The following is a 19641-nucleotide window of genomic DNA, read 5'->3' on the forward strand; positions in this document are numbered from 1 at the left end:
CCCGTGTCCGGCGCCGGGGCGGCGCCGGACACGGGTCGGCCTTCGGCGCGCACCAGGCGTGGGGCGAAGAGGCCGTGGCGGCGGAGCGCGAGTTGGGTCTCGCCGGTGGCGCCGGTCAGGGCGCCGGCCAGCCGGCGGCCCGTGTCCGGGTGTCGGTCCGCCGGCAGGTCGATCAGCCCGCCACCGGCACCAGTGGTGGCGGTGAGTCTGGCGTGGGTGGCGGCCCAGCCGGCGGCCAGGTCGGGCGCCGGCGGCCGGTCGTGGTCCGCGGTGGTGACGGCGCCGATGGCCGCGAACCACCGGGGTGCGGCGATCCCGGCGTCGTCGAGGGCCGCGAGCAGGGTGGCCGGCGCGTCGCCGGTGAGGGAAAGGAGGGAGAGTACGCCGGCGATCGATCCCTCGGTGGCCGCCGCGGCGGTCAACGATCGGGCGAGCGCGCCGCGGTCCCCCGGGTCGGGGGCCGGGACCCGGACGGCGTGGGCGCCGTGCGCGACCAGGTCGTTGATCGTGGCCGTGTCGGTCGTGGCCGTGTCGGTCGTGGCCGTGTCGGTCGTGGCCGTGTCGACGCCGGCGGCGGAGCCGGGCTCGGGCGGGGTGACGACGAGCCAGACGCCCGTGAGAACGGGTTCTTCGGGGTCGCCGATCGGCCGCCAGCGCAGGTGGTGGCAGCGGCGGTCGGCCTCGGCGAGCCGCTCGCCGTGCCGCAGCCAGGCGTCGAGCGCGGGCAGCGCGGTGGTGATGGCGGCCCGGTCGGCGGCGGGCAGCTCGGGCGGTGGCGCGCCGCGCTCGACGGCGACGCGGAGCGGATCGGCCCACGGCGCGCGTTCGTCGGCGGTGTCCCGGGCCGGTGCCGGCAGCCAGTGCCGCGTCCGCTGGAAGGCGTAGGTGGGCAGTGCCTGATGGTGGCCCGTCGAGGGCTCGAAGCATCGGGCGAGCGCCTCGGCCTCACGGGCCACCAGGACCTGGGCGAGGGAGTGCAGGAACCGTCGCCTGCCGCCGTCGTCCCGGCGCAGGGTGCCGGTGACCCGGGCCTCGTCCCCGATCCCGGCCCGTTCGAGGGCCGCGCTCACGCCGGGGGTGAGGACCGGGTGCGGGCTCACCTCGACAAAGGTGCGGTGGCCGGCGGCGACCAGGTCGTCCACCGCCCGCTGGAACCGGACGGGCTCTCGCAGATTGCGGTACCAGTAGTCGGCGTCGAGGCCCTCGGTGGAGAACCGTCCGCCGGTGACGGTGGAGTAGAAGGCGACGGGGGCGGTGCGCGGGGTGAGGCCGGCGAGCTCGGTGAGCAGCCGGTCGCGGACCGCCTCGACCTGTGGCGAGTGTGAGGCGTAGTCGACGGGGATCGGGCGCACCCGCACGCCTCGCTCGGTGAGCCCCGCGGTGAGTTCGGCGAGCGCCCCTGGCTCCCCGGTGATCACGGTGGCGTCGGCCGCGTTGACGGCCGCCACGGTGAGCCGACCGGCGAAGGGGGCGAGCTGGGCCGTGACCTCGTCGGCCGGCAGCGCGACGGAGGCCATCCCGCCCCGGCCGGAGAGCACGCGGAGGGCCCGCGCGCGCAGTGCGACGATGCGGGCGGCGTCCGCCAACGACAGGGCGCCGGCGACGCAGGCGGCGGCGATCTCGCCCTGGCTGTGCCCCACCACGGCATCCGGTTCGACGCCGTGGTGACGCCACAGCCCGGCCAGGGACACCATCACCGCGAACAGCACCGGCTGCACGACCTCGACGCTCTCGAGCGCCGGGGCGCCGGGCGCCCCGCGCAGGACGTCGAGCGGCGACCAGTCGAGGTACGGCGCCAACGCCTCGGCGCACTCCCCGAAGCGGGCGGCGAACGCCTCAGAGGCGTCCAGGAGTTCGGTCGCCATGCCGGCCCACTGGGTGCCCTGGCCGGGGAAGACGAAGACGAGCGGACCCGGTGCCGCCGCGCCGCCGCGCACGGTGCCGGGCCCGGGCGCGTCGGCGGCCAACGCGGCGAGTTCGGCGAGGAACTCGCCGCGGCGCTCGGCGACGATCACCGCGCGGTGCTCAAGCACGGCGCGGCCGGTGGCGAGTGTGCGACCGACGCCGTCCGCCGTCCAGTCGTCGCGGTCCGCCAGCCGGTGCCGCAGGCGGGCGGCCTGGGCGCGCAGCGCCTCCGGGGCGCGGGCCGTGAGCAGCCACGGCACGGGGCCCTCGGCGGGCGGGGGATCGTCGGTGGCCGACCGCGGCGCGGGTGACTCGCCCAGGATCAGGTGGCAGTTGGTGCCGCCGATGCCGAAGGAGCTGACGCCGGCGAGCAGCGGCAGGTCGGCGGCTTCCGGCCACGGGCCGATGGCACCGGGGACCCGCAGGTTGAGCTCGTCCAGCGGGATCGCCGGGTGCGGGGTCCGGTGGTGGAGGGTGCCGGGCAGCCGCCGGTGGCCGATGGCGAGCGCGACCTTGACCAGACCGACGACGCCGGCGGCCCCCTCCAGGTGTCCGAGGTTGCTCTTGACCGAGCCGACCGGCAGCGGGTCGCCGGCGGCCCGGGCCGCGCCGTACACCGCGCCGAGCGCGGCGGCCTCGACCGGGTCGCCGACCGGCGTGCCGGTGCCGTGCAGTTCGACGTACCTGACGTGTGAGGGGTGCACGCCTGACCGTCGGCAGGCGGCGCGCAGCACTGCCTCCTGGGCGGCCACGCTCGGCGCGGTAAGGCTCTGGCCACCGCCGTCGTTGTTGACCGCGCCGCCGTGGATGACGCAGTGCACGCGGTCGCCGTCGGCGAGTGCCGCGGCCAGTGGCTTGAGCACGACGGTGGCGCCGCCCTCGCCCGGCACGAAGCCGTTGGCGCGGGCGTCGAAGACGTGGCAACGCCCGTCGGGTGAGAGTCCGCCGAAGCGTTCCAGGGCGGTGAAGCCGGCGTCGACCAGGTTGAGGTGGACGCCGCCGGCCAGGGCGAGTCCGCAGTCGCCGCGCCGCAGGGCCTCGACGGCGAGGTGGACGGCGACCAGCGACGAGGACTGGGCGGTGTCCACGGTCATGCTCGGGCCGCGCAGGCCGAGCAGGTGCGAGACCCGGCCCGCGATCACGCCGCGGTGCAGGCCGGTGAAGGAGTGCTGGGTGACGGCCTCGGGGCCGAGCTCGTGCTGCAGGGCGGCGTAGTCGCCGGCGATCGCGCCGACGAACACGCCCGTGGGGGTGTGCCGGAGGTCGCCCGGCACGATGGCCGCGTCCTCCAGCGCCTCCCAGGCCAGTTCAAGCGCCAGCCGCTGCTGCGGGTCCATCGCGGCGGCCTCGCGCGGCGAGATGCCGAAGAATCCGGCGTCGAACCGGTCCACGTGGTTGAGGAAGCCGCCCCTGGGCAGTGGCTTGGTGCCGCCAGCGGTCGGGTCGTCCGGGTCCCGGCCGAAGGCTTCCCAGCGGGCGGCTGGCAGCTCGTCGACGGCGTCTTCGCCGTCCTGTAACAGTCGCCAGAACGCGTCGGATCCCGCGGCCCGCGGCAGCCGGCAGGAGAGACCGACGACGGCGATGGGGTCGATGCCCGCCGCCGGGTCGTGGCGGTCGGTGGGATGGGACGGGTGGCCGGTGTTCACGGTCGGATCCCCCAGATGACTGGCGAGGCTTCAGGGTGTGACGGGGGCCGCCGAGGGGCGGCCGGGAGGCAGCAGCGCGGCGAGCTCGGCGGCGATGGCCGCGGTGAGCCGCGCCCGGGAGTCGTGCGGGAAGAAGTGGCCGCCTGGGAGGACCCGGGCGCTGGCGACGGTGGGCACCAGGTCGCGCCAGGCCGCGACCCGGGCCTGGTCCACCCGCTCGTCACGCTCGCCGGCGAAGAGGTGGACCGGGCAGTCGAGGGCGGGGCCCGGCCGGTGTTCGTAGACATACGTCTCGAACAGTTCGAAGTCCGCCCGCAGGGTGGGCAGGAAGAGCCGCAGGATCTCGGGGTCGGCCAGCAGGGCCTCGTGCGTGCCGCCGTACGCCCGCACCTCGGCGAGGAAGGCGTCGTCCGGCAGCTGGGACGTCCGCGCCCCGGTGCGCGGCAGGTGCGGGGCGCCGGCCCCGCTGAGGAACAGGGCGGTCGGCCCTGGCCGGCCGGTGTGGTGCAGCTCGCGGGCGACCTCGAAGGCGACGAGCGCGCCCAGGCTGTGTCCGAAGAAGGCGTAGGGGGGCCGCAGTTCGGCCCCGAGGCCGTCGATCACCGCCGTCACCAGGGGTGCCATGCGGCGCGCCGGGGGCTCCTTGCGCCGCAGCCGGCGTCCGGGCAGTTCCACCGCGCTGACCGTGATCCACTCGGGGAGGTCGGCGGGCCAGGCGCTGAACGCGGTCGCCGATCCCCCGGCGTAGGGAAAGCAGAACAGACGCATTCGAGAAGCCGGAGAATCCCAGCTGTAAATCCATTTGCTTTCCATGAAGGCCCAGTTGCCCCTTTCGTATCCCCCAAGCAACTCGGCACCACCACCGCTGGTCGGCGCCCCCTGACGCGGTGGCCCTGGTCTGAGACGATCAAATCCGAGCGTCCCGGCCTTCCGCGCAGCGTGAAAAGCTTAGGAAACCGCCGGGGCCTCCGAGAACCCCTATCCCTGGCCTCCACCCCACCCCTTACGCCCTTGACCTGCGGTTTCGCAGCTTCCCACAGCTCAGGAGAGTGCTCGACCACGGCGCCACGCGGCGGGCCACCCCGAAATCGGGGGCCGTCGGAATAGGCATGACCAAGGGGCCCCTATACGCGAATTCCCGCGCAGGGGCAGACGTTTCCTCGGGTGGGCGACCGCGTTTTGTCCCAGCGGTGTTTGCCGGCGGACGAGGTTGTTCGCCCGCGCGGTTGACCGGCGTCAGCCCCTGGGGCCGTGGGGAAGGGTGTGAAGGGCGTGGTCCGGCGCGTGCTGCCCCGCGTCCGGCCAGAGGTCGACCGGCAGTTCGTGACGCCCCTGGATGCCGAGCTTGCGGTAGACGCGCGTGAGGTGCTGCTCGACGGTGCTCATGGTGATGTACAGCCGGCCGGCGATCGCGCGGTTGGTCTCGCCGGCGGCGGCGAGGCTGGCGACCCGGCGCTCTGAGTCGCTCAGGGACTCCGCCCCGGTGCCGGTGCCGGTCCCGGCCGCGGGGCGGCCGGGACCGGCCCAGATGAGGCGCAGCCCGCGCTGGGCGAGCGCGAGTGCCCCGGACTCCCTGGCCAGCCGCACGGCCCGGCCGGCGACCTCGGCCGCCCGCTGTCGGTCCCCGACGGCGCCGTGGGCCTCCGCCAGGTCGAGCAGGACGGCCAGCAGTTCCAGCCGGTCCTCGCCCTCGGCGAGTTCGTCGGCCAGCTCGGTGAGCCTCGCCGGCTGGTCGGCGACCGGGGCGAGCGCGGCGCCCAGCCGCCGCACCAGCCGCCGCCCCCTGGGCACGGACTGGTCGGTCCGCTCGATCTGGTCCCTGGCGTACCGCTCCGCAGGTTCGCGGTCGTCCATGGCGAGCAGCGTGCGGGCGGCCTCAGCGCGCCAGGGGAGCACGATGGCGTGGTCGAGCCCCCACCGCTGGGCGAGTCCGCCCGTGGCGAGGCTGTCCCGCAACGCCGAGTGGTTGCGTTGGGTGGCGCGGTAGTAGACGGCCCTGGCGCGCCGGTAGTGGATGCCGAGCAGGTTGTTCTGGAGGGCCTCGGGCATCGGCCGGTTGAGGAGCCTGGTGGCCTCCTCGTGTCGGCCCGCCAGGGTGGCGACCTGGACCAGCAGGGAGATCGGCCCGGCGGTGAAGACGTCGTCCCGCTCGTGGATCAGCCCCAGGGAGTGCCGGGCCAGTCGCTCGGCCTCGGCCAGCCGGCACATGCGCAGCGCGGCGCCGCCGCCCACGCAGGCGACGACCACCCGCCAGCCGGGCGCTCGACGCAGATCGGCGCGGGCCAGCAGTTCCTCGCACCAGTGCAGCGCGCGACTCGGCTGGTCGCTCTGCGCCAGCAGCTTCAGCGCGCCGACCATCGCGTCGAATGTGGCGTCGGTGAGCTCGGAGAGCCTGAGCAGGTCCTCGGCGGCGGCCACCGCGTCCGCGCTGGCGCCCACGCCACCCTCCACCATGCTCCAGGGCATCACCGTCTGGTGCATCTGCTCCACCCCCGCCGGTGACACGGACCGCGGCACGGGCCGCGCGCTCGACACGTAGAGCGCGGCGAGGTGAGCCTTCGCCTCCACCGCCGCGCCCGCCCCGGTGGCCAGCGTGTGCAGCCGTTCCAGCGCCTCCCTGGCCTCGTCCATCCGCCCCTGTCCGGCGAGCAGGCGGATCAGCGGCGCGAAGTGCGGCGCGGCCAACTCGCCGGCACGCAGCGCGACCAGCGGCCCCGCGAGGTACTGGTCGACGGTGCTCGGGCCGAGCCGGCGGGCCACGGCGGCCAGCCGATGCTGCAGGTGGGCGTGGAGCCGGGTGCCCACGCTCGCCTGCTGGGCCCGCTCGAGCCAGCCGATGGCGCTCGCCACGCGCCCCTCGGCAAGCGCCAGGTCGGCCGCCTCCTCGAAGACGCGGGGGGCCCAGGCGGGCGCGGCGCCCGGGACGGCGACCAGGTGGTCGGCGATGGCGCTGCCTGGCGCCCCGGCGGCGTACAGCAGGGCCGCGGCCCGACGGTGCAGCGCGGCGCGGCGGGTGGCGTCGAGACGGTCGAGGACGGCGATCCTGGCGTTGGGGTGGCGGAAGCGGCAGCCGTCCAGGACGCCGGAGGCGGCCAGCACCTCCAGTGCCTGCGGCACGGTGGCCGGCAGGATGTCCAGGAGGCGGCCGACGCGCTCGGGCGAGGCGGACTCGCCGAGGACGGCGAGTCCGGCCGCGATCTCGGAGACCCGGGGTCCGGCCCGGTGCACACAGGTGAGGATGGCCTCCGCGTAGGCCTCGCCCACCACGACCCCGTCGTCCGGCCCTGACCCCCCGCCGCCGGTGGCCAGCAGGTGATCGTCCAACAGGGCGCGGAGCACCAGGGGGTTCCCGCCGCTGATGGCGTAACAGCTTCTGGTGAACTCGCGGGACGCTGCGATGGGATAGGTGGCGACGACCGCGGCCACCTCGGCCTCGTTCAGCGGTCGCACGCGAAGCCGGCGAAAATGCGGCTGCCGAAGCAATTCCGTGTGGAAAGCCGCTCTCGTCGGATCCCGGCCGAGAGATTTCGTGGCGACCAGGACGAGACGGACGCCGCGGCACCGGCGAATGGCCTGAAGTAGGAGTTCGAGTGACGCCTCGTCGGCGTGCCCCAGGTCGTCCACGGCGAGGAGCAGGGGACGTTCCTCGGCTAATTCACGCACCGCCTGACTGAATTCGTGAATCTCCGACAGGTGCGGACGGCCATCTCCCGTGGTGTCCCGCCACGTGGGCTGCCAGTGCCCGGCCCCGCGCAGCAGGCGGGCGAGGCGTTGCCCGACGGCGGCCGGGAGGGACGGGCTGAGAAGCAGTTGACGCAACACGCTGAACGGGCCGGCGTCGCCCTCCCGGGCCGCCGCGCGCAGCACGACGGCTCCCTCACGTGACGCGTGCTCCGCGACGGCGTCAAGCAGGAGGCTCTTGCCCGAGCCGGCCCCGCCCTCCAACAGCACCACGCAGGAGCGGTCCTGCCATCCCTCGGCTAATACCCGGCGCACCATTGACGGCTGGATGGTGTCGATCATGGGCCTGGTCATTTACCCAGCTCGACACACGTCATGACAGTCACGCGATGTTCCCCCCATTGAACGGCGTGGTCAATCGGCTTCCATCCAACCCTCGGCGACGTCGCCGTGTCAACGTTCAATCTCCACAAGTCGGCGGAACCGCAAAGAGGTTGCGCAACCTTTCGGTCGAGCCCGCCAAAGACGCAATGCGCGTCAACCTGCGTTGTCCCGCATTCCCCGATCAATTCGATCAAGGCGAGGGTCAGGCGACGCGGCGGGCCAGGCTCGGCTCAGGCTCCCCGGTGGCGGGGTGGAAGATCCCCGCCAGTGCCTCGACGCCGTCGACCAGCCGGGGTCCTGGGCGGGCGAAGGAAGCGTTGGCGTCCACCGCCCACAGCGGGAGCCCGGGCGGCAGCCGGTCGGCCACCGCGGCGGCAAGACCGGCCGCCTCGTCGAGGCCGAAGCCGCACGGGGCGCACACCACCACCTCGGCGCCGGCGGCGGCCACCTCGGCCCAGGTGGTGCGGAAGGACGCGGTGCCCGAGCGGCCGAGCACGCACCGGCCGCCGGCGGCCTCGACCATGTCGGGGACCCAGTGCCCGGGCGCGAACGGCGGATCCGTCCACTCAAGCACCAGCACCGGCACCGGCTCCCGGCCGGCGACCCGGGACCGCACGGCCGACAGCCGGCCGGACAGCTCGCCCACCAAACGCTCGGCCCGCTCCCGGCCGCCGGTGACGGCGCCGATGGTCACGATCGACTCCAGCACCTCGGCGAGGGTGTGCGGGTCGACGGTCAGCACGTCGGCACGGCAGGCGAGGAAGTCAAGCGCCTCGTGGACCGTGGAGACGTCGACGGCGCACACCGCGCACAGGTCCTGGGTGACCACCAGGTCGGCCTCCAGTCCGGCGAGCGCGCCGCGGTCCAGGTGGTAGAGGTCCTCGCCGGCCGCCATCCGCTCGCTGACCACGCGGTCGATCTCCGCCGGCGGCAGCCCCTCGGGCAGCGCGCTGGTGGAGACGACGCGCCGGGTGCGGGCCGCCGGCGGGTGGTCGCACTCGAACGTGACGCCGACGACGTCGTCGCCCGCGCCGACCGCGAACAGGATCTCCGTGGCCGAGGGGAGTAGGGAGACGATCCGCATCCCCCCACGGTACGTGCGGCGGGACCGGGAGGTCAGCCGTCCCGGCGCGGCAACCCTGGCGGGTTGATCTCCGACTCCTCGCCCCCGAGGGGCCGAGGACGACGGTCACCTCCCCGGTCCCGACGCGCAGGTAAACCCCGCGCAACACGTGCAGCTGGCCGAACCACTTGTGGATGCCGCGCACGTCGACCATCGCCGCGGGCGCGCTCGTCCGACACCCCGCTCGGCACCGCGCGCGAAGCGCCGCTCGACGTAGTACTGGGCGACCGAGAGCGGCGTGGTCAGGACGACGTACCAGACGGTGGCGACCATCAGCGGCGGCACCGCCCGGCCGTTGCGGCCGAAGATGACCTGCACCTGTAGAAGAGTTCGCCGGAAGAGTTCGCCGATCGCCATCGCCGAGACGATGGAGGCGCCCCTGAACAGCGAGATGATCTCGTTGGCCGCGTCGGGCGGGAAGCTCCGCATCGCCTGGGGCAGCACGATGCGCCGCGGCTGCCTGAGTCGGGGGATGCCGAGCGCCGCGGCGGCCTCCGGCTGCCCCGGGTCCACGGCGAGCACGCCGCCGCGGACGATCTCGGCGGCGTGGGCGGCCTGGTGGAGGGCGAGGCCGATGACGGCGGCGGCCGTGGCGCCGATCAGGTCCATCGTCTCGACCCGCCACAGCACCGGGCCGGAGGGGATGCCGAACCCAACCCCCTGGAGGTGGACGAAGTTGAACCAGAAGAGGAGTTGGACGATCAGCGAGATGGAGCGGAAGGCCCAGACGTAGGTCCATGCGACGGTCCGCAGGACCACGCTGTGGGACAGCCGCATCAGGCCGATGACGACGCCGAGGGCGAAAACCAACGCGGTGTCGTACACGGTGAGTTGGACGGTCAGCCAGACGGCGCCAACGACGCTGTCGGCCAGCAGGTAGTCGAAGAAGACCGGTCAGTCCCAGCCCGGGTTGGTGGCGAGCCCGTGGGCGAACTGGGCCAGTAGGACGAGGACGGCGAGCCCGGCCAGCCAGCGGAGGTAGTGGCGGGCGGGCACGATCCGCGGCGTGCTCAGGTCGTCGTCGGGGTCCGAGTCGGGGCGGGCGGTGCCTGGGGGCGCGAGGTCCATGTCGGCGTCTCCGGTCGCTCGGGCGTAGGGGGAGGTGAGGGCGGCGCGGCCCGGTGGTGAGGAGGATCCGGCGGTGGCCGTGCGGCGGCGCGAACTCCTCCTCCGGGTAGCGGAACGTCTCGTCGGCGGCGCCGACGCCGTACCGGGTGCGGTACTCGTGCTCCCGCTCGCGCGGCAGCGGCCGGGTGAGCGGGTCGGAGACGCGGGCGCGGACGACGGCGAGGCCGTCGTCCCGGCCGGGCGTGCGTCCCTGGGTTCGTCGACGTCACGGCTGAGTCTCCTTCCTGTTCCGAGGGAGCGGTGGCTGGCGTGCGCGGGGCACGGCCGGCGCCGGAAAGGCGCGGGGCGCGGAACGGGAACTCAGCTACAGAGACAGCTGGCGGAACGGCTCAGGTCGATCGGGAGGCACCGGACCAACGGCCATGCGAGAACGGGTCCTTGCACGGCCGCCCCCTCGCCCGAGAGCCGGAGAACGACGCCGCCGGCGTGCGTGGCCGGGGGGAACCAACACGAGGCTCACAAAGGCGGTTCTGGCTTGACCACGGCCTCGGCGAACCGTCCATGCGCCCGCCACACGCCCGCGACAACCGGCCGTGGGCCGACGGCCCGTCGCGGCCGGTCAGGCGCCCCAGTAGCCGGGGGACTCCTGGCCGGCGGGCAACGCGCTCTGGGCGGGGACCGGCGCCGGCACGTACCAGTCGCTGCCGTAGAGGACCTGGCACATGCCGGTGAGCAGCCGGGCCACGTCCGCCTGTGGGCGGACCACGAGCCGGAGGTAGGAGCTGCTGCTGTTCAGCTTGTTGCCGCACTCGCGGACGAGCACCCCGTGCTCGGCGAGCAGCCGGTCGCGCAGCAGCGCGCCGTCGACCCCCTCGGGCAGCTTGACCAGGATGAAGTTGCCCTGGGAAGGGAAGGCGGTGACGCCGGGCAGCTTGCTGAGCTGACGCAGCATCTCCTGCCGGTCGGCGTGCACCTGCTGGAGGCTCTGCCGGTACTCCTGCCCGTGCTCCTTCAGCGCGAACACCACGTACTCGGCGAGGGAGTTGAGGTTCCACTTGGGCAGCGCGTCCCGCACCCGCCTGGCCAGCGCCGGGTTGGCGACCAGGTAGCCGAAGCGGATGCCGTGCAGCCCGAAGTTCTTGCCGAGGCTCTTGAGCACGATGACGTTGGGCAGCAGCACCGCCTCCTGGGCCACACTGGGCTGCGGCTCGCTGCTGACAAACTCGATGAAGGACTCGTCGACCACCACCAGGTCGAGGTCGATCAGGGCGTGCAGCATGCTGATGACGGTCTGCCGGGGCAGGTAGCCGCCGTCGGGGTTGTTGGGGTTGCAGATCACGGCGGTGCGCGAGCCCCGGGACTGCACGAACGAGACGAAGGCCGCCGGGTCGAGGGCGAAGCCGCGCTCCTCGGGCAGCGGGAACATGTCCACCCGCTTGCCGGTCTCCATCGGCTGGTCGGTCCATCGGCCGAAGGTGGGCACGGGGACGGCGAGGCTGCGGCGGACCAGCAGGTGGTCGATCCAGGTGATGAGTTCGGTCGAGCCGTTGCCCATGGCGACGGTCTGCGGGTTGAGACCGAGCACCGAGCACAGTTCGGCCGCGATGGTGTCGGCGCCGCTCGGGTAGTAGGTGAGGATTCCGCGCAGCTCGCGGGCGAGTTGCTCGAACATGGCGGGGGTGGGGAAGTACGGGTTGCACGGGATGCAGAAGTCGACCGTGCCGTTCGCGCCGCCGGCCCTGCTCAGCGAGAAGAACGAGGGGCTGTGGGCGGTGCTCGCCCGGAACAACTGCCGCACGTTGTCGAGTCGGCCCTCGCCGCCTGTGGTGGCGAGGCCGCCCGCGCCCTCGGACGGGTTGATGGCGACAGTCAATCCGACGACCTCCTCGGTCACTTCGCTGCCCGGGGCGGACCCGGGCGGCAGCCCTCCGCTCCCCCGGTGTCCCCGAGGGTGGCACCGAAGCAGCGGCGGGTGGGCGGATTGCGTCTAGGTGGATAAGAAACGGGATCCCCGCCCGGTCACTCGGCGCGCAGCGCGGTGGCGGTGCGGACCCTGGCGGCCCAGCCGGCCGGGAGCAGGGCGCCGAGCACCGCGATCAGCGGGCCGCCGACGGCGAGGGCGGCCAGTGCCGGTGCCTGGTAGACGTCGGTGATCGAGTCGGGCAGGACGAGACCGGCGGCGTCGCCCATGGCGGGCAGCACCAGGTCGTGCAGGGCGACGCCCAGCGGGACGCCGAGGGCGCCGCCGGCGAGCCCGGGCAGCAGCACCGCCGTGACGCTCACGGCGACGGTCGCCGCCGGCAGCAGGGCCGAGGTGCTCGGCCTGCTGGCCCGCGGCCTCAGCAACGCCGAACTCGCCGGCCGGCTCCAACTCTCCGAGGCACCGTCAAGACCCACGTCGCCCGCGTCCTCGGCAAGCTCCGCCTCCGCGACCGCGCCCAGGCGGTGATCGTGGCCTACGAGACCGGCCTGGTGAGCGTGGGCGACGGGCCCGCCCCCGGCGGAACGGCGGGCGGCCCCCCGTAGTGCCCCCGGAGGGATGCCCTGGTACCGTCTGCGGTCCTCGTTGCTCGTTTCTCGTTGCTCGTTGCTCGTTGCTCGTTGCTCGTTTCTCGTTTCTCGTCGGGGAGGCGTCGATGGCCGTTCGTCGTGTCATGCCCGTCATCCAGTCGGAGGCCGCGCGGGAGAGCCGGGAGTTCTACGGCCTGCTGGGTTTCGAGGAGGTCATGAACCTCGGCTGGATCACGACGCTCGCGTCCCCGTCCACCCCGGCGGCGCAGGTCAGTGTCATGACCGCCGACAAGACCGCGCCGGTCACCCCCGAGCTGAGCGTGGAGGTCGACGACCTGGACGCGGCCTACGCGGCGATGCGGGAGAGCGGTGCGGAGATCGTGCACCCGCTGAGCGACGAGGAGTGGGGTGTGCGGCGCTTCTTCGTCCGCGACCCCAACGGTCGCGTGGTCAACGTGCTGAGCCACCGCTGAACCACCGCCGACCCTCCGCACGGCGCTCGACGCGCCGGCCGCCGATGAGTTCCACCACGGCTCGGAGTCAGTCATCGTGAGTCGGAGGCCGGCACCAGCCGGCCCCGCCCAGCACACGTCACGACAACACCCTGGGGAGAACCGGGATGCGTACCCTGATCAGCACCGCTTTCGTCTCGCTCGACGGCGTCGTGGAGGCCCCGGGCGGCGAGCCCGGCTACCGGAACTCCGGATGGACCTTCAAGGACGTCGAGTTCCTCCCCGAGGCGTACGAGATCAAGGGCAGGGAGCAGCAGGAGGCCACGGCGATGATGCTGGGCCGCGTCAGCTACGAGGGGTTCAGCCCGGTCTGGCCGAAGATGGCGGAGTTCACCGACTACAACGCGATGCCGAAGTACGTCGTCTCCACCACCCTCACCGAGGCCGACCTGGTCGACAACTGGGGCGAGACCACGATCCTGCGCTCGCTCGACGACGTGGCCGCCCTCAAGGAGACCGAGGGCGGCCCGATCATCATCCACGGCAGCGCCGCCCTCAACCGGAACCTCTCGGACGCCGGCCTCATCGACCGCTACCACCTGCTGGTCTTCCCGCTCCTGCTCGGCGCGGGCAAGCGGCTGTTCAGCGATACGGACAAGGACGCCCAGAAGCTGCGGCTCGTCGAGCACGAGGCGTACGCCAACGGTCTGCAGAAGAACGTCTTCGACGTCGTCCGCTGACCCCAGGAGCGGCCTACGGACGACCGCTCGGCCGGTACCGTAGCAGGACGTTGCCCGAGCGGAACACGGTCACCGCGCCGGCCGCCAGGTCGACGCGGTCCCGCAGGCCGGCGTACAGGCTGTGCCCTCGGCCGAGCAGCACCGGATGCAGCAGGATCCGCAGCGCGTCTACCAGGCCGTGTTCCAGCAGCGACACGGTGAGCCCCGAGCTCCCGAAGATCGCGACGTCACCGGCGGCCTCGGTCCTGAGCCGAGCGACCTCGGCCGCCAGATCGGCGCCGTCGGTGACACGGGTGTTCTCCCAGGGGGTCACCGAACCGCGGCGCGTCACCACGAACTTGGGCACGGCGTTCATGAAGGCCGCGACCTCGGGCAGCCGCCCCGCGGCCTCGGCCGAGGTCCAGACGTCGGCGAGTGCTCGTAGGTGCGCCGGCCGAGCAACAGCGCGCCCACCTCGCGGGTCTGGCGCAGGTTCCAGTCGAAGAACTCCTCGTCGTACGGGCCCCAGCCCAGCTCCCCCTCCGGCCCCTCGTGATAGCCGTCGAGGGAACAGAACAGAGAACGCGAACACCCGCCCGCCACTCATCTCGTCTCCTTCCGACCGATCGATACGGCAGAGGAACCCTCACGGCGGGCGAAACTCTTCCCGCGATGGCCATCACCCTGGCGGTCTTCGTCGCCGTCCAGATCGCCATGCCGCTGCTGGTCCGGCCCCACCTGCTTCCCGCCACCCAGTCGACCTCCGAAGTCACGGCCGCGCACCTGGCGGCCGTGTCGCAGGGCGACGGCGACGTCCGGCTGGAGGCGAGCGTGCCCGACGCCGGTGCCTGGATCCTGTCCAGCCGCACCGTGGACGCGGAAGGACGTGCGGTCTCCAGCATCTCCCTGCCGGCCTCGTCCATGGAACGCTGCGAACCCGCGCTGGAGGAGGCCGCGAGGATCGGCGACTGCGTGGCAGCGGAAATCACGCGACTCGGTTACCGGCTGGAGGCGAGCTATCTCCCCTCCAGCCGCTTCTGGCCCCTCCAGTGGGCCGAAACCGGCATCTACCTCGGCCTCGCGCTGGGCTTGGCGGGAGGCTGTTCCTCGTGGGTCCGCCGCCGCCTGACCTGACGGTGTCCTGGACGACCTGTTCTTTCTCGCCGCCGCGCCGCGTATGGGCGATCAGCGCGGTGCGGGTGGCCCTGGCGCCCCTCGGTGGGGTGCCGGGGCGGGCCGGCCGGAGGCCGTGGGTTTCAGTCGGCCTCGGTGGACTCAACGGCTGCCGAGCGTAGTTGGGCCGTATCGCGGAGGCGGGAGACGGCGCGGAACCACCGGCCCCGCCGGACGAGCGGGTGGCCCCCCACCGTCTGGTGGTGCGGGAGAGCACGACGGGCGTCGAGTCGTCCGCCTGATGGCACCCGATGACGGGGGTCACTGTCGACCGGGACCCCCCACGAGATATCTTGACGTCAAGACGACGTAGATGTGAGAACGTGAAGCGGAGTAGCGGTGACTGACTCGACCATCATCTATACGCACACCGACGAGGCCCCGGCCCTGGCGACGTACTCGTTCCTCCCCGTGGTCCAGGCGTATGCCGCTACGGCCGGCGTCAGCGTCGAGACCCGCGACATCTCGCTGGCCGGGCGGATCATCGCCTCCTTCCCCGAGTACCTGGAGGAGTCGCAGCGCATCGCCGACGCGCTCGCCGAGCTCGGCGAGCTGGCCAGGACGCCGGCCGCCAACATCATCAAGCTGCCGAACATCTCGGCGTCCATCCCGCAGCTGAAGGCGGCCATCGCCGAGCTGCGCGAGCAGGGCTACGCGCTGCCGGACTACCCGGACGACCCGCGCACCGACGAGGAGCGGGAGATCCGCGCCCGCTACGACAAGGTCAAGGGCTCGGCCGTCAACCCGGTGCTGCGCGAGGGCAACTCCGACCGCCGGGCGCCGGCCTCCGTGAAGAACTACGCCAGGACTCACCCGCACCGGATGGGCGCCTGGTCGCCGGAGTCGAAGACCAACGTCGCCACCATGGGCGTCGACGACTTCCGCGCCACCGAGAAGTCCGCGGTGATCGCCGAGGCGGGCTCGCTGCGCATCGAGCTGTCCGGGGACGATGGCTCGACCACCGTGCTGCGCGAGTCGGTGCCGGTGCTCGCGGGCGAGGTCGTGGACGCGTCCGTGATGCGGGTGGCGGCGCTGCGCGAGTTCCTGGCGGCGCAGGTCGCGCGGGCCAAGGCCGAGGGCGTGCTGTTCTCGGTGCACCTGAAGGCCACCATGATGAAGGTCTCCGACCCGATCATCTTCGGCCACGTGGTGCGGGCGTTCTTCCCCAAGACGTTCGCCGCGCACGGTGAGGCGCTGGCCGCCGCCGGTCTCACCCCCAACGACGGTCTTGGTGGCATCCTCAAGGGCCTGGAGTCGCTGCCGAACGGCGCGGAGATCAAGGCGTCCTTCGACGTCGAGCTCGCCGAGGGCCCCGCGCTCGCCATGGTCGACTCGGACCGGGGCATCACCAACCTGCACGTGCCGAGCGACGTGATCGTCGACGCCTCGATGCCGGCCATGATCCGCACCTCGGGCCACATGTGGGGCCCGGACGGCCAGGAGGCCGACACCCTCGCGGTGCTGCCCGACAGCTCCTACGCGGGCATCTACCAGGTGGTCATCGACGACTGCCGCGCCAACGGCGCCTTCGACCCGGCCACCATGGGCTCGGTGCCCAACGTCGGCCTGATGGCGCAGAAGGCCGAGGAGTACGGCAGCCACGACAAGACCTTCGAGATCCCGACCACCGGCACCGTGCGCGTCGTCGACGAGTCGGGCAACGCGGTGCTCGAGCAGACGGTCGGCGCCGGCGACATCTTCCGCATGTGCCAGACCAAGGACGCGCCGATCCGCGACTGGGTGAAGCTGGCCGTCAGCCGGGCGCGCGCCACCGGCGACCCGGCCGTCTTCTGGCTGGACGAGACGCGGGCGCACGACGCCCGGCTGATCGAGAAGGTCCGCGCCTACCTGCCGGAGCACGACACGACGGGCCTGACCATCGAGATCAAGGCGCCGGTCGACGCCATCGCCTTCTCCCTCGAGCGGATCCGCCGGGGCGAGAACACCATCTCCGTCACCGGCAACGTGCTGCGTGACTACCTGACCGACCTGTTCCCGATCCTGGAGCTCGGCACCAGCGCCAAGATGCTCTCGGTGGTGCCGCTGATGAACGGCGGCGGCCTGTTCGAGACCGGCGCCGGCGGCTCGGCCCCCAAGCACGTGCAGCAGTTGGTCAAGGAGAACTACCTGCGCTGGGACAGCTTGGGCGAGTTCCTCGCGCTGGCCGTCAGCTTCGAGCACCTGGCGCAGACCACCGGCAACGCCCGCGCCCAGGTGCTGGCCGACACCCTGGACCGGGCCACCGCGACCTTCCTCAACGAGGACAAGTCGCCGAGCCGCCGCCTCGGTGGCATCGACAACCGGGGCAGCCACTTCTACCTGGCGCTCTACTGGGCCCGGGAGCTGGCCGGGCAGAGCGACGACCCGGCGCTCGCCGAGGCGTTCGAGGGCCTGGCGAAGACGCTGACCGAGCAGGAGTCGACCATCGTCGAGGAGCTGGTCGCGGTCCAGGGCTCGCCGGCCGACATCGGCGGCTACTACCAGCCGGATCCGGCCAAGGCGTCGGCGGTGATGCGCCCGTCGAAGACCCTCAACGAGGCGCTGTCGACGCTCGGCTGACCATCGGCTGACCATCGGCTGACCATCGGCCGAGCACCGGCACGGCACGGGTGAAGGGGCGCGGACCGCACGGGTGGCCCGCGCCCCTTCGGCTCGTCGGCGGCCTCAGCTCGCCGGCACCTTCAGGCGGTCCCAACTGGCGCGCCCCGGGATGCCGTCCGCGGCCCGCCCCGAGTAGCCGAGCCGGCGCTGCCAGGCCGCGTACGACGCGCGGTCAACGTCGGTCCAGTCGGGCCCGGGGCCGACCCGATAGCGCCCGCAGCCGACGGCCACGAGGCGCCGGCCCATCTCCGTGATGACCGGGCTGCGCCGCCCGGCGCGGAAGAAGTCGGCGCCGGGGAACGGCTCGTGGGCCGGCTCGTCGCTCGGCCCCGCGTCGTCGGCCGGGCCATCGGGCCGCCGGCCGAGGCGGTCCCCGGTCCGGCCGCGCAGCTCCTCCATCGCGAAGCCCCTGGGGTCGGCCTTGCCCGGCCGCCACTCCAGATGGCCGATGACGGACCGCTGGGTCCAGCCGTGCACCCGGCAGATGGCCGCCGCGACCCGCTCGGCGGCGGCCAGCTGTTCGGCCGGCCACGGGTCTTCGCCGTCGCCGAGGTTGACGCACTCGAAGCCGTAGAAGCGGGCGTTGCCGTCGACGCTGGCCCGCCGGTCGGGCGGCAGCGACGCCTTCTCGCCGATGACGGCGCGCAGCACGTCGGGGTCGCCGAGGCCCGCGTGGTTGGCGCGACCGTTGCCGACGAGGTAGACCGTGCCGTCCTTGGCGATCACCCCATGGCACAGCGGCCCCGGCAGGTCGGCGTGGCCGTTGTAGCAGAGTTCGACGGTGTTCGGGGTGCCCCGGGTGACGGTGTGGTGGATCATCACGCCGTGCACCGGTCCCCAGGCGCCCCTGGCGTTCCGGTTGTGGGTGCGCCAGCCGCGGTGTTCGACGACGGTCACGCCCTCGGCGCGCAGCACCTCGACCAGCCGGTCGGCGGAGAGTGGCTTGGCCATCGGCTCATCCCTCGATCGCGTTCTCGACCGGTCCCGCGAGGCGGCCGAAGGCGAACCGCAGGTCCTCGACCGAGCCGTCGGCGGCGATCCAGGCCAGCGGCGCGTAGTGGTGGGCGACGCCGGCGGGGCCCTGGAGCAGCGGCTCGCCAGTGACGTCGCGCGGCCACTCGACGGTGCCGGTGACGGTCCGGGCCGCGGTCACCCAGTGGTCGCCGGCGCGGTAGGAGCCACCCGGTTCGAAGTAGACCTGGACGCCGTCCTCCAGGTCGAGCCAGACGCCCTCGGCGATCGGCAGCGCGCCCTCGACCTTTCCGCCGCCGCGGCCGCCGGTCGGCCGCTGGTCCCAACGGCGCAGGTAGGGGTTGTGGTGCTGGGCGCCGACGCCGGGCGCCGGCTCGTCGGACAGCCGGACGCGGCGGCCCGGCAGGTCGACCTCCTCGACCTGGAGCAGCGGGGCGGGCCGCTGGCGGCTCGCGTAGGCGGTGTCGACGACCTCGACCCAGTCGCCGGCGTTCAGGTCCAGCTTTCCGTCGCCGCCGAGGGTGGCCAACTCGAGCCAGCCGCCGTCGAGTCCGACGATGGGGAAGACCACGGAGCCGTTGTCGCGCGACCACTTGAAGGTGGCGTCCCGCTCGGCGGTGCCGCCGTCGTGGATCTCGATCCGGTACAGCTGGTTCTCCGGGCCGCGGTAGCGGGCGTCGGGCCGGACCAGGCACGGCTTGTCGTCGGCGCCCTCCGGTCGTTCGGCGCGGGCCGCGAGCCAGGCGGAGCCGGACTGCCGCTCGGCCGCCCACTCGGCGAACGCGGCGCGGCGCGCCTCGGGCCCCTCGCCGTCGATCTCGCCCAACTCGGCGGCGGGCAGCGCCCGCACCTGCCAGAGGGTCTTGATCCGGGCCGCGGTGTCGGGCAGCACCCCGCCGAGCGCGATCTCGCGGATCTCGGGGTCCTCGGCCGCGTTGACGGCGCGCTCCCACACGTCGAGGTAGACGAGGTAGGGCAGTTCGTCGGGCAGCCGGTCCTCGGCCAGTTCGGGGTCGAGGTGGGCGTCGGGCTGCTCCCAGTAGGTCCAGGGGGCCGGCTCGTCGGGGGCGGATTCCGGTCGCCTGCCGGCCTCGGCGGGGACGCCGGGCGCCGGCCGGCCGGCGTCCAGCGGGATGCCGTCCACGTAGTAGCGGCCGCCGCCGATGATGAGGTCGTCGAGCTCGCGGTTGCCCGGCACGTAGCCGATGGCGAAGCCGAGCGCGCGGGCCGGGCCGCCGTGCGGGCCGATGAGGTCGGCGGCCAGGGCGCGGGCGTGGTGCAGCTGGATCGCGATCTGCTCGTTGGCATCGGCGTCGAGCTGGACCCGGCCCTGCTGGTGCAGGACCGCCGCGTAGTTCCTGGCGGGCCGGAAGGTGACACGGGACAGGTCGCCGTACATGGTGGTT

14 protein-coding genes and 2 pseudogenes are annotated in these 19641 nt (G+C 73.3%); 5 read left to right on the top strand and 11 right to left on the bottom strand.

All coding sequences use genetic code 11. The features are described from left to right. The 7 genes and pseudogenes from E1265_RS09215 to E1265_RS09245 all read right to left on the bottom strand — a co-directional run. A partial coding sequence (locus tag E1265_RS09215; protein ID WP_132929760.1) for a type I polyketide synthase occupies window positions 1-3551 on the bottom strand: 3551 nt, incomplete at its 3' end. 30 nt (window positions 3552-3581) lie between these two features. Next, the gene (locus E1265_RS09220; RefSeq protein WP_165953703.1) at window positions 3582-4319 is read right to left on the bottom strand and encodes a thioesterase domain-containing protein; all 738 of its coding nucleotides are present in this window, start codon (window positions 4317-4319) and stop codon (window positions 3582-3584) included. Between the two features lie 468 nt (window positions 4320-4787). Then, on the bottom strand, window positions 4788-7574 hold the full coding sequence (locus tag E1265_RS09225; RefSeq protein WP_165953704.1) for a LuxR family transcriptional regulator: 2787 nt from the start codon (window positions 7572-7574) through the stop codon (window positions 4788-4790). Window positions 7575-7818: 244 nt separating this feature from the next. Next, window positions 7819-8700, bottom strand: coding sequence for an ABC transporter substrate-binding protein (locus E1265_RS09230; RefSeq protein ID WP_132929763.1), 882 nt, complete (start codon window positions 8698-8700; stop codon window positions 7819-7821). Window positions 8701-8805: 105 nt separating this feature from the next. Continuing rightward, window positions 8806-9807: pseudogene (locus E1265_RS09235) on the bottom strand (amino acid ABC transporter permease). Window positions 9808-10426: 619 nt separating this feature from the next. Beyond that, a complete protein-coding gene (locus E1265_RS09240; protein WP_243740636.1) occupies window positions 10427-11680 on the bottom strand; it encodes a histidinol-phosphate transaminase in 1254 nt (417 codons plus the stop codon). 146 nt (window positions 11681-11826) lie between these two features. After that, window positions 11827-12090, bottom strand: a complete 264-nt coding sequence (locus tag E1265_RS09245) for a hypothetical protein (RefSeq protein WP_207931014.1) — start codon at window positions 12088-12090, stop codon at window positions 11827-11829. 28 nt (window positions 12091-12118) lie between these two features. On the opposite strand from E1265_RS09245, the pseudogene E1265_RS09250 reads away from it, so the two are divergent. The 3 genes and pseudogenes from E1265_RS09250 to E1265_RS09260 all read left to right on the top strand — a co-directional run. Then, window positions 12119-12333: pseudogene (locus tag E1265_RS09250) on the top strand (LuxR C-terminal-related transcriptional regulator); the annotation flags it as partial. 110 nt (window positions 12334-12443) lie between these two features. Then, window positions 12444-12791 (top strand): VOC family protein, encoded by a 348-nt coding sequence (locus E1265_RS09255; protein ID WP_132929764.1) that lies wholly within the window; start codon window positions 12444-12446, stop codon window positions 12789-12791. Window positions 12792-12937: 146 nt separating this feature from the next. After that, window positions 12938-13510 (top strand): dihydrofolate reductase family protein, encoded by a 573-nt coding sequence (locus E1265_RS09260; protein ID WP_132929765.1) that lies wholly within the window; start codon window positions 12938-12940, stop codon window positions 13508-13510. Between the two features lie 13 nt (window positions 13511-13523). Here the strand turns inward: E1265_RS09260 and E1265_RS36925 are convergent, their stop codons facing one another. Together E1265_RS36925 and E1265_RS36930 are read right to left on the bottom strand one after the other, a co-directional pair. Then, window positions 13524-13865, bottom strand: coding sequence for a dihydrofolate reductase family protein (locus E1265_RS36925; protein ID WP_165953705.1), 342 nt, complete (start codon window positions 13863-13865; stop codon window positions 13524-13526). Further along, a complete protein-coding gene (locus tag E1265_RS36930; RefSeq protein WP_165953706.1) occupies window positions 13862-14092 on the bottom strand; it encodes a hypothetical protein in 231 nt (76 codons plus the stop codon). The genes E1265_RS36925 and E1265_RS36930 overlap by 4 nt, the downstream gene beginning before the upstream one ends. A gap of 69 nt (window positions 14093-14161) precedes the next feature. Between E1265_RS36930 and E1265_RS36935 the strand changes: the two genes are divergently transcribed. Further along, window positions 14162-14623: a hypothetical protein gene (locus E1265_RS36935; protein ID WP_165953707.1), complete on the top strand. Its 462-nt coding sequence runs from the start codon at window positions 14162-14164 to the stop codon at window positions 14621-14623. A gap of 378 nt (window positions 14624-15001) precedes the next feature. Further along, a complete protein-coding gene (locus E1265_RS09275) occupies window positions 15002-17221 on the top strand; it encodes an NADP-dependent isocitrate dehydrogenase (protein WP_132929767.1) in 2220 nt (739 codons plus the stop codon). Window positions 17222-17326: 105 nt separating this feature from the next. Here the strand turns inward: E1265_RS09275 and E1265_RS09280 are convergent, their stop codons facing one another. Both E1265_RS09280 and E1265_RS09285 read right to left on the bottom strand, forming a co-directional pair. After that, entirely contained in the window at window positions 17327-18214 is an 888-nt protein-coding gene (locus tag E1265_RS09280) for a peptidoglycan-binding protein (RefSeq protein ID WP_132929768.1), read from the bottom strand. A gap of 4 nt (window positions 18215-18218) precedes the next feature. Then, window positions 18219-19634: a DUF6519 domain-containing protein gene (locus tag E1265_RS09285; protein ID WP_132929769.1), complete on the bottom strand. Its 1416-nt coding sequence runs from the start codon at window positions 19632-19634 to the stop codon at window positions 18219-18221. Window positions 19635-19641: the final 7 nt, after the last annotated feature.

Source organism: Streptomyces sp. 8K308, from assembly GCF_004348315.1.
Classification (GTDB): Bacteria; Actinomycetota; Actinomycetes; order Streptomycetales; family Streptomycetaceae; genus Streptomyces.

Bases quoted from the DNA above. Each gene is read 5' to 3' on its own strand.
- E1265_RS36935 (WP_165953707.1), top strand. From the start codon at position 14,162: ATGGCCATCACCCTGGCGGTCTTCGTCGCCGTCCAGATCGCCATGCCG.
- E1265_RS09230 (WP_132929763.1), bottom strand. From the start codon at position 8,700: ATGCGGATCGTCTCCCTACTCCCCTCGGCCACGGAGATCCTGTTCGCG.
- E1265_RS36925 (WP_165953705.1), bottom strand. From the start codon at position 13,865: ATGAACGCCGTGCCCAAGTTCGTGGTGACGCGCCGCGGTTCGGTGACC.
- E1265_RS09285 (WP_132929769.1), bottom strand. From the start codon at position 19,634: ATGTACGGCGACCTGTCCCGTGTCACCTTCCGGCCCGCCAGGAACTAC.
- E1265_RS09280 (WP_132929768.1), bottom strand. From the start codon at position 18,214: ATGGCCAAGCCACTCTCCGCCGACCGGCTGGTCGAGGTGCTGCGCGCC.
- E1265_RS09260 (WP_132929765.1), top strand. From the start codon at position 12,938: ATGCGTACCCTGATCAGCACCGCTTTCGTCTCGCTCGACGGCGTCGTG.
- E1265_RS09220 (WP_165953703.1), bottom strand. From the start codon at position 4,319: ATGCGTCTGTTCTGCTTTCCCTACGCCGGGGGATCGGCGACCGCGTTC.
- E1265_RS09225 (WP_165953704.1), bottom strand. From the start codon at position 7,574: ATGATCGACACCATCCAGCCGTCAATGGTGCGCCGGGTATTAGCCGAG.
- E1265_RS09255 (WP_132929764.1), top strand. From the start codon at position 12,444: ATGGCCGTTCGTCGTGTCATGCCCGTCATCCAGTCGGAGGCCGCGCGG.